Source organism: Polyangium spumosum, from assembly GCF_009649845.1.
In the GTDB taxonomy this organism is placed as follows: domain Bacteria; phylum Myxococcota_A; class Polyangia; order Polyangiales; family Polyangiaceae; genus Polyangium; species Polyangium spumosum.
Genome location: NZ_WJIE01000034.1, coordinates 18504 through 32529 on the forward strand (window position 1 = coordinate 18504; position 14026 = coordinate 32529).

General features: G+C 65.5%; 7 protein-coding genes and 1 pseudogene. 3 read left to right on the top strand and 5 right to left on the bottom strand.

Going from position 1 to position 14026, the window contains the following annotated elements; all coding sequences use genetic code 11:
* Positions 1-23: 23 nt before the first annotated feature.
* The 3 genes from GF068_RS42310 to GF068_RS42320 form a co-directional block, all read right to left on the bottom strand.
* A complete protein-coding gene (locus tag GF068_RS42310; RefSeq protein WP_153825264.1) occupies positions 24-2099 on the bottom strand; it encodes a C1 family peptidase in 2076 nt (691 codons plus the stop codon).
* A gap of 317 nt (positions 2100-2416) precedes the next feature.
* Entirely contained in the window at positions 2417-3790 is a 1374-nt protein-coding gene (locus tag GF068_RS42315) for a sigma 54-interacting transcriptional regulator (protein WP_153825265.1), read from the bottom strand.
* Positions 3791-3955: 165 nt separating this feature from the next.
* Positions 3956-5572 (bottom strand): IS1182 family transposase, encoded by a 1617-nt coding sequence (locus GF068_RS42320; RefSeq protein WP_153825270.1) that lies wholly within the window; start codon positions 5570-5572, stop codon positions 3956-3958.
* Positions 5573-8086: 2514 nt separating this feature from the next.
* Here GF068_RS42320 and GF068_RS42330 point away from each other — a divergent pair.
* A complete protein-coding gene (locus GF068_RS42330; RefSeq protein ID WP_153825266.1) occupies positions 8087-8818 on the top strand; it encodes a hypothetical protein in 732 nt (243 codons plus the stop codon).
* A 305-nt stretch (positions 8819-9123) separates the two neighbouring features.
* Positions 9124-9465, top strand: a complete 342-nt coding sequence (locus GF068_RS42335; RefSeq protein WP_153825267.1) for a hypothetical protein — start codon at positions 9124-9126, stop codon at positions 9463-9465.
* Positions 9466-9900: 435 nt separating this feature from the next.
* Here GF068_RS42335 and GF068_RS42340 read toward each other — a convergent pair whose 3' ends face one another.
* Positions 9901-10263: a hypothetical protein gene (locus GF068_RS42340; RefSeq protein WP_153825268.1), complete on the bottom strand. Its 363-nt coding sequence runs from the start codon at positions 10261-10263 to the stop codon at positions 9901-9903.
* Between the two features lie 70 nt (positions 10264-10333).
* Here GF068_RS42340 and GF068_RS42345 point away from each other — a divergent pair, with 70 nt between their 5' ends.
* Positions 10334-11599 carry a hypothetical protein gene (locus tag GF068_RS42345; protein ID WP_153825269.1) on the top strand — a complete coding sequence of 422 codons (1266 nt, stop codon included), beginning with the start codon at positions 10334-10336 and terminating at the stop codon, positions 11597-11599.
* Between the two features lie 1891 nt (positions 11600-13490).
* Here the strand turns inward: GF068_RS42345 and GF068_RS44005 are convergent.
* Positions 13491-14026: pseudogene (locus GF068_RS44005) on the bottom strand (hypothetical protein); the annotation flags it as partial.

The following is a 14026-nucleotide window of genomic DNA, read 5'->3' on the forward strand; positions in this document are numbered from 1 at the left end:
CTCGACGTTCGAGGTACAGTGTATTAAGGGATGCACTTCCTCTTGACGGACACCGTATTGGTGGCACGCCATGACTGGAAGCCTCCCTCGTCCTTGCCGACCCAGAACTGCTTGGTCTCGTTGAGCGCCCACGCTGCGCCGTAGGGATCGACCGTGAGATCGATCTTCTGCTCGGTGGAGCCGGTGACGATGGGAACGCTGGTCTTGATGACGTTCGGTGGATTCGGACACGTGGGGCCGGTCCCGACGTAGAGGGTGAGCGTACCCGGCGTGCTGAACGACGAGTCGTCGGCCTTGCGAACATAGACGCGCAAAACCGTGGGCTGGATCATCGCGGCGGACGCCTTGAGCTTGAGCGTCCCGTCCCCCGAGCACCCGACGGGCCCGAAGTTCGGGTACACGTAATCGACGACCTCGAATCGCCCCGAGTTCCCCGAAGGGCATCCACATCCCGGGCCGATGCAAATCTGGCCGTTCTTGCACGTATCGATGGTCGCGAGCTCGTAACAAGCGTCCGGATCGTAGTTGCCGCAGCTCTGAACCACGCCGTTCGAGCACGTCGTCGTCCCGGGCGTGCATTGGTTCGAGCAGCAGCCGCTGCTACTGTAGCCGGTACATGTTCCGTTGCACGCGAGTGTGCCGTTGTCGTACCCCTGGCCCTGGCAGGTGGCCCCCCCGAGATCGAAGCCGTCGCAGACCTCCGAGCCCTCCTTGACCCCATTGTTACACTGCTGCGTGGCGCAGGCGTTGCCTACACACGGACAGGTGGTGAGGGCTCCCCACTCCATGCAAGTATCCGCGTCGTAGTTGCCACACGTCTGTTGCGCGTCGCTGTTCGCGCATTGCGTGGCCCCAGCCACGCACTCATTGTTGCAGCAGCCGCTCGTGTTCAACGAGCAGTCCGCATGGCACGAGAGCGTGCCGCTCTGGTAGCCCAGCGATCCGCATGTCTTGCCCTTGAAATCGTTGCCGTCGCACGCCTCCTCCGGAGCCGCGGTTCCATCACCGCACGACGAGCCGGGTACGCAGATGCCGCCTTGACAGCCAGCGCCCGTGGGGCACCCGCAGTCCTTGCAGCAGCTCGACTGCGTCTCCCCGTTGCCACATACGCCGTCTCCGCACCCGCCGACGCCCTTGTAGGTGAGGTTTTGGACGGCGGTCCCACCCATGGAGTATTGCGCGACGAATTCGTAGCTCATGGTGGCGGTCCCCGAGTTGCCCCAGCCGGTGCCCCACGAATTCACGAACGTGAACCGCTGGGCCGCGTCGTCATAGGAGACCACCGTGATCGCGTGGTTGCTGTCAGGCTCACCGGCTGCGCCTTCTCCTGACACATCGAAATCCTCCCAATCGTCCCAGAATACCGGGACCCCGATCACGGGGGCCCAGCCCTGAACGATGGCGTACTTCAGCTCGTTCACGCTCTTCGGAGATACAGTGACGAACTCACCGATGTACGCGACGCCGGCGGACAAGAGGACGTCCGCGGAAGGGACTGCATCGAGCGACGACTCCGGGTTCCAGGGATCGTAGAGCCATGTGGATGCTGGGACGACATGCGCTCCAGCTTCCTGGTTCTCGTAAAAAATATGATGAATGGACGACCCCTGGATGCAGTCGTCGGAGCCGTAGCCCGCGATATGCCAGATGTGCGCGGGGCTGAAGTCGACGAACTCCGAAGCTTGGGTCACCGCACGGATCCCCATTGCACTCCGCGTGGCGAACGCTGCGCACGATCCGCAGCTCCCCTGATTCGGAACGGTGAAGCCATCGAGTTTCAGACTGGCGCTCGCAGGAAGGGGACCCGGGGGCGCCGGTACCGTGCCCAAGAGGATCTCCCCCTCCGATGGTCCGGGATTGCTCTCTTGCAGGCAGATGACTTGTCCACCGCCAATATCACGACATCTCGTGGACCCCGGCGAGCCGCCGGATCCACCCGAGGGATTGGGCGTCTCTGTATCGTCCGTGCACGCGCCGTCGATGCAGAGGCGGTTCCCCTTGCAATCCGTATCCTTGGAGCAGTCCGGGTTGTCACAAGCGGCGCTCCAGATAACGAGCCCGAGCAGGAGGCTGCCCGTCGCGAGAGCTGTCTTTTGCATGGTCCTCGCTCCTCGATGAAAGAGAGTTGTGGATGGTCTCCGCTCATGCCTTCCGTGCAATACCGGAGCTCGAAGGCGACCCGTCGAGAGGCAGGAACGAGCACGGGCGGGATTGCAAGAGCCGGGCCGTTCGGCACGTGCCTCTGCCGCGTGCTCCAGCGCGTGATCGGGCACGAACCAGAGCGGTGCTTCGACGATCGAAGAGCGTCGATGTCCAGTCGATGTCCAGTCGACGTCCAGTCGACGTCCAGTCGATGTCCAGTCGACGTCCAGTCGACGTCCAGTCGACGTCCAGTCGACGTCCAGTCGATGTCCGGCTAATGCCCCGAGCGAGCGCGCGGCAAACCCAGCACGTCCATCCACCGCGCGAGCTGGCGCTCGTGCACGCCGAGCAACCGCGCGGCGTCCCGCTGGATTCCGCCGGCTCTCTCCAGGACGGCAACCAGCTGCTCCCGGCTGGGGCAGCGGTGCTTCCCGGAGGACGTGGGCGGCGGGCGGGTTGCGGGCACGGGGCCGGCCAAAGGATCTTGCAGATCCCCTGTCATCGTGACGGGCAGGTGGGGCGTATCCATCGGATGACCATCCGCGAGAACGGCGATGCGGACGAGCACGCGTTCGAGCTCCCGGACGTTCCCTTCGAGGGGCCCGCCGAAGAGGATACGGGCGGCGGCTCTCGTTATCGACGCTTTTGAGACAGCCGCTTTTTCGAGAATGTGCGACGTCAAAATACCCAAGTCCTCACGCCTGCGGCGGAGCGGCGGCAAGATGGCGGTATACCCAGCCAACCGCTCCCGGAGGTCGGCCCGGAATCGTGCCTCTTTCGCAAAAAGGTCGGTGTTCGTCGCGGCGATCCATCTCACGTCGACTCGGACACCTTTGTCGGCGCCCACGGGGATGACCTCGCGGTCCTGAACGACGCGAAGCAGCCGTGCCTGCGCCGACTCGGACATGTTACCGATCTCATCGAGGAACAAGGTCCCACCCTCGGCGCTCCGAAGCCGCCCCTGGCGCTCCTCGGTTGCGCCGGTGAAGGCTCCGCGACGGTGACCGAAGAGCTCCGACTCGACGAGATGCTCTGGGATGGCACCGCAGTCCACGGCCACGAAGGGACCAGAGCGCCCGCTCTTGTCGTGCACGTATCGCGCGGCGACCTCCTTGCCGGTGCCGGTTTCCCCTAGGAGCAGGATTGGCTGCCGGGTGCCGGCGACCTGCTCGAGCTCCATGGCGATACGCGCGAACTCGGGCGACAGCGTCCGGGTCGGTCCCAGGCAGGCCGCCTGCTGCAGCGCCAGCCGCGCATCGATCCGACGATAGCAGAGGAACGAGTGCCCCACCTCGAGCCAATCACCATCGTGCAAAACACGTTCCTCGCCGGGAGCAAGGCGCTCGCCGCTGACGAGCGTGCCGTGCTTGCTGCCGAGGTCTCTGACGATGTCGACCACGCCGCGGCGCTCGATCAGGGCATGCCGACCCGATACGTAGCGATCAGGGATCAGGACCGCGCCCTCGGCGAACCGCGGAGGGGTTTCGCCCGAAGTGCGCCTGATCTCCAGTGACTGCACATTGGGGCCGAGTGCGGGCATTGCCGATGATGCGCACGCGAGCAGATCGTCGTAGCCAAGAACATAGGTCAAGACGCCGGCAGGCTTGAGGTCGGCGAGCTCCGCGTCCTCGCTGAGGGTATCTTCCACGTTTCTCGTCGAACCGTAGCGCCAATTCCCGGCTGTTGGAAGCTGATGAAGGTGCGAGGACCCCGAGGAGATCCGTGACGGGGATCGCCTCCGTTCAGTACGCTTGCCCACTTAGAGCAACCGGCGCGCTCGGCTAGAGCGCCAACCCCTTCACTTCCCCTAAAGTTACGCGGCTTTGCGCATGCTCAGCCCCCCACCCCACCGTTGGATGGTCTCCAGGTTCAGCACGGCGCAGTGGCGCCTCAAGTCGAACAGGTTTTTGCGTAGGCCACGATAGCGGGCGCGAGGCCCCTGCTTGCGTGAGAGATGGGCGAGTCGATGCTCGACGTGGACTCGCTGCCGGAGCGCTTCACGTCCCTTCGTCGTGCTGACGAGCTTACGGAATCGCTGCTGCTGTTGCTCGTCCGCGGCAATGTGCACGGTCCGTCCCGCGTCGTTGCTCGCGTTGGTGCAGCGTGATCGCAGCGAACACGCGCCGCAGATTCCCGGCTCGAACTCGACCGTCTGACCGGGCACGAATCGCTGGGTCTGGCCCGCGGGACATGTGATCGTCCTGAGTTTGAAGTTTTTCTTGAAGTCGTCCTTGGAGAAGCGCTCGCCGTTGGCCGCTGTGCGCGGCTTGCAGAGGATTTGGGCTCCGGCTGCAGCCGCGCCTCGCACGAGCTCGCTGCCCACATACGCGCGGTCGATGTACACCTCGGCAATCTTCTCGTTCCTCGGGGAGCGTGAAAGATCCTCCGCGAGGGCTGCCGCCCCCTCGCCTTCGGGACGATTGGCCGGTGTCACAGAGGCCGCCAGGATCAATTCGGTGTCGAGGTCATTCGCGATGTGTTGCTTGTAGCCCTTGAATCGCTTGGATTTGCTCTTGCGCCCGTGGCGCATCTGCGGATCCTCGATCGACACGCGCCGATCTTTGGCGACGCCCTTACGAATGTGCGGCTTGCCGCCCCCCGGCGGATCCGGCTGGAGATCTTGCGCGCGGAGCTGCGCGATGCACTCGAATAGCTCCTTCAGCGGCGCCTCGTCCGCCGCGTCGCCGGCCTGCCTGCGAATCCACGCCTCGAGCGCGTCAATCTGCCGCGTGAGTTCGACGATTGCATCGGCCTTTTGCTCGGGGTCGAACCAGTCGATGTCCAGACCCGTCTTGATGCTCGGCGCCAGAAACGCCGGGGCTCCCGCGCACGCCGCGATTTCCTCCGCTTTCAGCTCGAGCAACACGGCCGCCCCGCGCAGGAGCTTGAAGGCCGCATGGCCGAGGAGGTTTATCGTGTCCTCGACGCGCCCCGCGCCTTCCAGGGGACGCGAATCGATGGCCAGGCGCAGCGTCTTCGGCAGCTTTTTCCAGTCGAACTCCTGGGTCTTCTTGGCGAGCTCGATGCTGCGCTCGAGCAGCCGGAGATCCATGCCATGCGCGCTCATCCGATCGCGAAACGCCTGCAAAGTGCTCTGCCCAAACGCCTGCGTTTCTGCGCCCAAGATGCCCAGCACGAGCTGCCAGCGCAGATCGACGACCGTCAACTCGACCGCCTCGCGATCGGATACGCCGTGATACGCCTGCAATAGCAAGACCATCGCCAGCAAGGCCGGTGGCACAGGTAGCCTGCCTTCGCCGGTGTCGCGATACATGGCCGCGAGTTCGTCCTGGAAAGCGTCGTCGAACAACTCGAGGCGATGCTTGTAGAGAAACGCGAACAACTTCCGGTGGTTACCCAGCCGGGCCAGGAGCATCTGCTCCCTACGGGTCGCGATAGAGCTCGGATTCCAGCGCGGAACGGGGGTCATCATGGACGTGCCTTCTCCGTTGGGCTGGGCGAGCCACAGAGAGTGGATCACGTCGGCGTGCGTTTGTCGATCCCCCTCGTGTAAGTGCGCGGAAGGATCGGGGAAGTTGAAGGGATCGGCGCTCTAGCGGGCGCTCGGCGCGCGGGAGGGTCGGGGGCCATCCCGCGCGCCGGAACGCATGGCGCCCCCCCCTTCCCGTGCCGTTTCGCCCCGCTCGGCGTGGTTGCTCGACTACGGAGCCGCTAACAGCTCGGTAAAGCCATATTGTCACTTCGAGGGAGGATTATTGCCCCGGCCGCCGCCGGAAGGCTTACCCGTGGTGCTCGGTGCGTTCGCTGGCCTGCCGCCGCCACCACCGCCACCACCCTTGCCACCGCCACCGCCACCGCCACCACCGCCACCGCCACCACCCTTACCACCACCACCACCGCCCTTGCCTCCACCACCACCGCCACCTTTGCCGCTCATATTTACCTCCACCTTTCGCCGTTCACTGCATTTGTTGATGAGAACCTTGGTGCCCTTACGTCCTTGCCAAACCCAATCGCAGCCCAGCCCCGTCCGCTGCATCTGTTGTTAGCCCTTTGGGAAAAAGTTCTCTGGCCATAGAAACTCCGGCAAGTATTGCCGGATCAGGACGGAGGCCCAGTCGTAGCCGCGTGCCTCCAACTCGCGGAGAAAATACGGCCACGGGGGGATATTGCTTCTGTAGACGTTGGTCGATGACGTCGACATCCCACCACCCTCCAATGTCGAGAGCCCACCGTACTCTGACGTTGACAACCCACCGTACTGCGACTTCGACAGGCCGCCGTACTGAGAGGTGGAAAGGCCACCATACTGTGACGTTGACAAGCCCCCATATTGCGATGTGGACATGCCCCCATACTGCGACGTCGACAGTCCTCCGTACTGTGAGGTCGAAGCCCCACCATACTGTGAGGTGGACATTCCACCATACTGCGACGTCGATAGACCGCCGCCTTGGCTAGTTGAAAGATTCCGCGGCCACGTTCTGAGGTTTGGTATGTTGGGTCTTCCCATGAGATCCTCCTATTGCCTACCTGCTAGCCACCCGTGAGGAGGGCTAACGTGGCGTTGAACTGCGGCCATCCTAAGCAAGCACAGCGGCCGAAGAACGTTGTGCGCTGCGATGATGGCCGTCAGATCCAACGCCGAGTTGGGCAGTTCTCGTTTCATTCGTGATCACCAGCAGGTTCGCCCTCGTCCTGGTTGCTCTTGACCGGAGCCACACGACAGTGCCACAACTCACAAATAGAAGGCGTCTCACAACTTTCGCCCGGCTACAAGCAGAATCCAAAATTGTATGCGCTACCACGTTTGTTCCAGGGCTTCCCGCGGTCCCCCCGTCATTGACTGAAAGGTTGGACCTTTTCACACGGACGGCGTTACATGCTCGACGGCGTAGACCTGGGGCGCTCGGCCTGGTCCCCGACGGTGTAAACGTCGCGGCGCTCGGTGCGGCTCGCATGCGAGCCGCCCCCTTGGCGGCGCCGCCGCTCTCAGTCTTACGCGGGCGCAGCCTCACGCGTGAGAGCGCGCCTTGCGTGAGCGTGCGAGGGGACCGCGGGAGGCGGCGCGCGGTCCCCTCGCGTGGACCGCTTACGCTAAGCGTCCCGCTCGCCGCGCAGTGTGTCCCGCTCCGCGAGTGTGCCGTGGCACAGTGGAGCGATTAGCACACCGCAGCACACCGCGGGCGCGCTGCGACTTATCGTAAGTCCCGCTCGGCGCGGTCGTGCTCGACGGCGCAGCCCTCGCGCGCCGCTCGGCGCACGCAAGCCCCCCGTGGGCGCTTCTGGCTTGTAGCCGTGAGGCTTGCGCCACAAGCCACTTGTGAGCACAAGCCCACAAGCCCCTCGTGAGCCACGCGGAACGCTTCCGCTTGACGGGCGCCCCCTCGCGCCGCTCGGCGCAGCCCTCGGGGCGCTCGGCGCGGTCGTGCTCGACAGCGCAGCCCTCGTCCCTCCGCCGTGGCGCAAGGGCCGTGTCTTGTAGGCGAACTAATTGTCGGGCTTCTCGCGGCGCTTCGTTTCAAGGGGTTTGCTGCCGTTCGTTCGCCCGGAATTAATAAACACCCTAGACTAATTCAGTTCCCCGGATCCTTTTGACGGGCCTGATTTCGGGCACTTAGGCAACGAATTAGCACACAAAAACCTGAACTAATTACAAGCCCCTTGACGGGGCAGCCCTCGGGGCGCTCGGCGCGGTCGTGCTCGACGGCGTAGCCCTCGGGGCGCTTGTCAAGGGGGACGTGCGCGGAGGGCTCGCGTTTCTTGTCACGTTGTCTCGGAGGGGCTTGTCTCGCGAGACACACGGACCCGAGACATGCGTGACAACACAACGGGGCAGCCCTCGGGGCAGCCCTCGCGGCGCGCTAGGCGGCCCTCTCGACGCTCGGCGCGACCCTGGGAAGCTCGGCGCGGTCGTGCTCGACGGCGCAGCCCTCGCCGCGCTCTCGACGCTCGGCGCAGCCCTCGCGGCGCTCGGCGCGTCGTGCTCGACGGCGCAGCCCTCGGGGCGCTCTCGACGCTCGGCGCGATCATGCTCGACGGCGCGGCCCTCGGGGCGCTCTCGACGCTCGACGCGGTCGTGCTCGACGGCGCAGCCCTCGCGGCGCTCTCGACGCTCGGCGCGATCGTGCTCGACGGCGCGGCCCTCGCGGCGCTCGGCGCGGCCCTCCCCGGCTCCGTTTCTTCGCCGAAGATACGCGGCCCTCGATCCACGCGTAACCACGCGAGATGTAGCCAGAAGGCCCGGGAACGGCGCGCTGTTCTCCGGTGCGGAGAACGGGGGGGACGGCGCGGCCCTCGGGGCGTCATCGATGGTCGGCGCGCGCGCTCGACGCGGCGCAGCCCTCGCGACGCTCGGCGCGGTCGTGCTCGACGGCGCAGCCCTCGCGGCGCTCTCGACGCTCGGCGCGCGTGCTCGGTGCGATCATGCTCGACGGCGCGGCCCTCGGGGCATGCTCGACGCTCGGCGCGCGTGCTCGGCGCGGCGCAGCCCTCGCGACGCTCGGCGCGCGTGCTCGGCGCGACCATGCTCGACGGCGCGGCCCTCGCGGCGCTCTCGACGCTCGGCGCAGTCCTCGCGCGGCGCTCGTCACGTCGTGCTCGACGGTGCGGCCCTCGCGGCGATCTCGACGCTCGGCGCAGTCCTCGCGCGGCGCTCGGCGCGTCGTGCTCGACGGCGCAGCCCTCGTCCCCCGCCCCTACGCAAACGCGGTAATTTATAGGGAAACGATTCGTCTCATGCTCGGCGGACCTTGGTTTCAACGAGTTTTTGTGACGTTCGGTTGCCCGTGATTGATTCGCTTTCAACTAAACGAATCACCCGAAATTCTTTCAACAGGTCTCATTTCGGGCACTTAGGCCGTCTGATTGCATCGCCTCCCCCGAACGAATCGCGGCCATCGCGGCGCGGCCCTCACGGCGCTCGGCGCGGCCCTGGGAGCTCGGCGCGGTCGTGCGCGACAGCGCAGCCCTCGCGGCGCTCTCGACGCTCGGCGCGGCCCTCGCAGCGATCGGCACGTCGTGCTCGACGGCGCAGCCCTCGCGGCGCTCTCGACGCTCGGCGCGGTCGTGCTCGACGGCGCAGCCCTCGCGGCGCTCTCGACGCTCCGCGCGGCCCTCGCAGCGATCGGCACGTCGTGCTCGACGGCGCGGCCCTCGCGGCGATCGGCACGTCGTGCTCGACGGCGCGGCCCTGGGAAGCTCGGCGCGTGCTCGACGGCGCAGCCCTCGCGGCGCTCGGCGCGGCCCGAAGCTCGGCGCGATCGTGCTCGACGGCGCAGCCCTGGAAAGCTCGGATCGGCGCGCTGTTCTCCGGCGTGCGTGTTTCGCGCCATCGTGACCACCTGTTTCGCGGCGGCGTGACCAGTGATTTCGCCACCGTGACCACCCGTTTCGCGGCGATTGACCACCCCCCGCGGAGGGCCATCGTACTCGGGCGCGTCAAGGGTCGGCTCCGCCGAAATCCTAGCGGATTCGGGCCCTTGACCCGCCCTGCGTGCGATGAAGAAGGAGCGACTACGAGGGGCGCGCGGGGACGCGCGCCCCTCTCGTTCTCGGAGCCTGTGGAAAAGTGGTCAGCGAACGCGAAACGGGTGGTCAAACTTGGCGAAATACGCATCCGGCGCCGAGAACGGGGGACGGCGCAGCCTCGGGGCGAAACGCTCGGCCGAGTTATTACAGCCCCTCCGGAGCGAGTTATTACAAGTAAGACCCCCGCGCGTCACGCGGCGCGGCGCAGCCCTCGGGACGCTCGGCGCGACGCTTCGGCGCACGGCGCAGCCCTCGCGACAGTTCGTGTCATGGCACGAGATCGAACCCTGGCACGAACGCCCGCCGCTCGGCGCTCGGCGCAGTCCTCGCGCCGCTCGGCGCGCGCTCAGTGTGGCGCGTGCTCGACGGCGCAGCCCTCGCGGCGATCGGCGCAGCGATGCTCGACGGGGCAGCCCTCTCGACGATCGGCGCAGCCATGCTCGACGGCGCGGCCCTCGCGACGCTCGGCGCAGTCGTGCTCGACGGCGCAGCCCTGGGAAGCTCGGCGCGGTCGTGCTCGACGGCGCAGCCCTCGCGGCGTTCGGCGCGGTCGTGCTCGACGGCGCAGCCCTCGGGGCGTACTCGGCGCTCGGCGTGGTCGCTCGACGGCGACAGACTTGCGGATCGCACGGTGCAAAGGTTCGTCCGATCTTACCGTACCCCTTCCCGGGGTTCGTCCGATCCTGTAGGATGCTCCCTCGTGTCTCGCACCTTCGCCCTGGCCGCTCTGCTCCTACTTTCGCTTTCGGCGCCCATTAAGGCGGCTGAACCAGAGAAGCCCGCGCAGTCGAAACCCGACGAACCGAAACCCACGCGCGCCAGCCGGTATCGTAAGTTAAGCCCCGAGGAGGAAGAGCGGTTCAAGGCGCGCGTTGCGGCGGGAGATCGGGCCCTCGAAGCGGGGCGGCTAAATGAGGCTGCCGATACATATACGGAGGCCCTGACGATTAAGCACGATCCTCGCCTGTCCGGACGCCTTGGGCTCGTGCTTTCAATGTTTCTGCCAGACCCGCAAACCGATCTCACAATGGCATTTGCGTTGCAAGTTGCGGTATCCGAGGCAGCCGGGATATCGTCGGCAGAACGTAGGCAATTCTTTGAGGCTTACGAACGCGTGCGCAAGCGTGTCTGTCGGGTCGATATCTTGGTCAACGATGTCGACGCCATGGTATCGATCGGAGTCGACAGGCGCGTCCGAAGCGAAGGCGCGTTTTGGACGTTCATATCGCCTGGAAAGACAGACATCTCCGCGACATTAACGGGCCGTAAAGATCTCAAACAGACCGCCGAGTGTGTCGGCGGAAAGTCGATTCTCCTGCAATTCGAGTTTCCCGAGCCTGACGAGAGTCAGCCTCGGGTCATAACCATCGAGAAGGAGCCGAAGGAACGACGTGTAATTGTGCGCGAAGTTGCCCGGGCGGCGCATGTCGCGCGAGGGCCCTTGCCATTGAAGGTAGAGGCGCCGCCTCGCTTCAATGGTGGCATCGGGCCTGTGATGGTATTCGGCGCGGCCCCCTCTCCGTCCCTTGGCTTCTCCCTTGTGGGCCAGTATCGACGCCAAAGCTTTTCAGTCATGGCCGTTGCAAAAGGCGCATGGTCGCTTGGTGATGTTGGCAACCGGCCAATCGACATATTCTCGGTTTCTGCTGTTGTGGGGCCGTGCGTGCAATGGCAATGGCTGGACGGCTGCGCGTACGGGGGCGCCACGTTTTTCGAGCGCCAAGTTTTGCCAAATGAATTGTATCGCGCCGATGCGGATCGAGGCGTCATCCCGTCATTCGGACTTGGCGTCGGTGCGACGTACAGGATCAAGGGCAGTGTCGCCGCACGCCTATTCTTAGATGCTACGGCACTGACCCGGGATATGGCAGTCGATGTTGTTGCTCCCAACGGTTCCGTGGCCTCAGCTTGGCAAACCCAAAGGTTTATCTTCTCTGTATCTGCATTGATGATGTTCGGGCGCTAGAAAGGCTATCGTCATGCTCACACGTCGGATCACGGCAGGGTTTATCGTTTCAGTAGTCGTGGGCAGTCTGTGCACTGGCACGCTGATGGTCATCAATGGCTGCACGACTGAGCCTTGGCATACGTACGTTTACTGTCTGCCCGATGCGAATCCTGACGCCGATATTAATGGTGATTGCTTCCCCCCCGACGGGGGAGGCTCGATCGAGCCGCTATCGTGCGAGCGTTCCGGCGGACAGTGCGTGCCCATGGGAACATCGGACTTCCGCGAGCGAGCGGTTTTGCTCTGGATCGGACCGGAGGAAGAAGCGCCCGATTGCCCCGAGCGCGCGAGTGGCGTGTTTTATACGGGATTCGCCGACCTAAGCGTATCATTCCAATGCGCGGCTTGCTCGTGTGGTCCAGCGGCGTGCTCATTGCCAGCGGGTATCGCCGCGGATCCCGCAAGCTTCTGCCAAGGCGCCAATCCAACGGACTATCCCGGTCCGGAAGGCTGGGATGGCTCTTGTGTCTCCCCCTCCGTGCTCCCCCCAGGAAGTTTTTCGTCGATCGAGCTAGCCCCCGCGGTCGTGTCGCCATGCGAGCCGAGCGTCGATCCAGTTCCTACCCCCCCGGGGTTCGCGCCACAGCCGCGATCGTTCGCGAACGGTATTTACTGGGGCAAGTTCGCGAAAGCTTGTCAGGGAGTAGCGGATGGCCCTTGTCCCATTACCGGAGAGGTATGTCTACCAAGCACGGAACCGCCGCCTCCTGAATTTCGTCAGTGCGTGCAATACCTTCTGCCCGTCGACGAGCAGAAGCTGCCGCAATGTCCAGCGGCGTTTCCCGAGCGATTGGTGTTCTATTCGGGAACTGATGGTCAGGTCGATTGTTCGCCCTGTGAATGTGGGGAGCCCACGGGCGCACAATGCACCGTCTCGTTTTCGGCATATCAGGATACGGCATGCGCCGGGGTTCCAATGCCTCTTTTCAAAGATGTTCCGGCGGTGCCGGGGAGTTGCGTCGGCTTTGGGGGCGCTGCTTTCTCGCTCGGATCCATGGAGGCGAAGTGGATCGCGAATGAGCCCGGCACGTGCGAAGCAAGCGGCGGCGAACTGATCAGCGAACCCAAAGCCGTTGACCCGCGCGTTTTTTGCTGTCAAGAGCCGACCTCCCCGCCGACGGAATGATCAGAGCTGCGCCGAGCGTCGAGAGCGCCCCGGCGGCTGCGCCGTCGAGCACGACCGCGCCGAGCGCCCCGAGGGCTGCGCCGTGTGCCTCGCAATCGCCCCGAGCGTCAAGAGCACCCCGAGGGGTGCGCCGTGCGCCTCGCATCGCGCCGCGCGTCGAGAGCGCCCCGAGGGCCGCGACGTCGACCTCGACCGCGCCGAGCGCCCCGAGCGTCGAGAGCGCCCCCGAAGGCTGCCGTCCGCCCCGCGTCGCGTTGCCGCCGTTCGCCGCTCGTGATAAGCCATTGTTCATGAAAAGGATGCCGTATTATGTAATAATAATGCTCGCCAACTATGGATGTGCGGCGTGGCTATTTTGGCGGGTCGCAAGTTACAAGGGGTATGGTTATTGGAGCGGTGTCACAAGGGGTTTCCTCACTGCCGGGGCCTTCCTTCCGCTAGGTCTGGGGGTCCTGACAATATGCTTGGGTTCGAGGGAGCGGGAGAGTTCGACCGGTCTGGTCCTGAGCCTCGCGCTCACCCTGCTGCTCGTCTTGCCTCTCCTGCTGCTGGCAGCGCATTGTTGACAACAGAACGAGGCCACCAAGGCACGAAGCGTAGTTTTTCGGCTGGTATTCGTACCGTGTCACAGAGCAGGCGTAGGCGTGGCGGGACGCCGCTCGTGCGTTCACGCCGCGCCGGGCACCCCGAGGGCTGCACCGTGCGCCCGCATCGCGCCGAGCGTTATGAGTGCCCCGAGGGCTGCGCCGTCGAGCACGACCGCGCCGAGCGCCCCGAGGGCTGCGCCGTGCGCATCGCAATCGCCCCGAGCGTCGAAGCGACCCGAGGGCTGCGCCCGTCGAGCACGACCGCGCCGAGCGTCGAGAGCACCCCGAGGGCTGCGCCGTCGAGCACGACCGCGCCGAGCGTCGAGAGCACCCCGAGGGCTGCGCCCGTCGAGCACGACCGCGCCGCGCGTCGAGAGCACCCCGAGGGCTGCGCCGTCGAGCACGACCGCGCCGAGCGCGCGCCGAGCGTCGAGAGCGCCCCGAGGGCTGCGCCGTGCGCATCGCAATCGCCCCGAGCACCGAGAGCGCCCCGAGGGCTGCGCCCGTCGAGCACGACCGCGCCGAGTGTCGAGAGCGCGCCGAGCACCCCGAGGGCTGCGCCGTGCGCATCGCAATCGCCCCGAGCACCGAGAGCGCCCCGAGGGCTGCGCCCGTCGAGCACGACCGCGCCGAGTGTCGAGAGCGCGCCGAGCACCCCGAGGGCTGCGCCGT

What these genes read in the sequence shown, in the direction of transcription:
- GF068_RS42320 (WP_153825270.1), bottom strand. Translation starts at nt 5,572, where the DNA reads ATGACCCCCGTTCCGCGCTGGAATCCGAGCTCTATCGCGACCCGTAGG.
- GF068_RS42310 (WP_153825264.1), bottom strand. Translation starts at nt 2,099, where the DNA reads ATGCAAAAGACAGCTCTCGCGACGGGCAGCCTCCTGCTCGGGCTCGTT.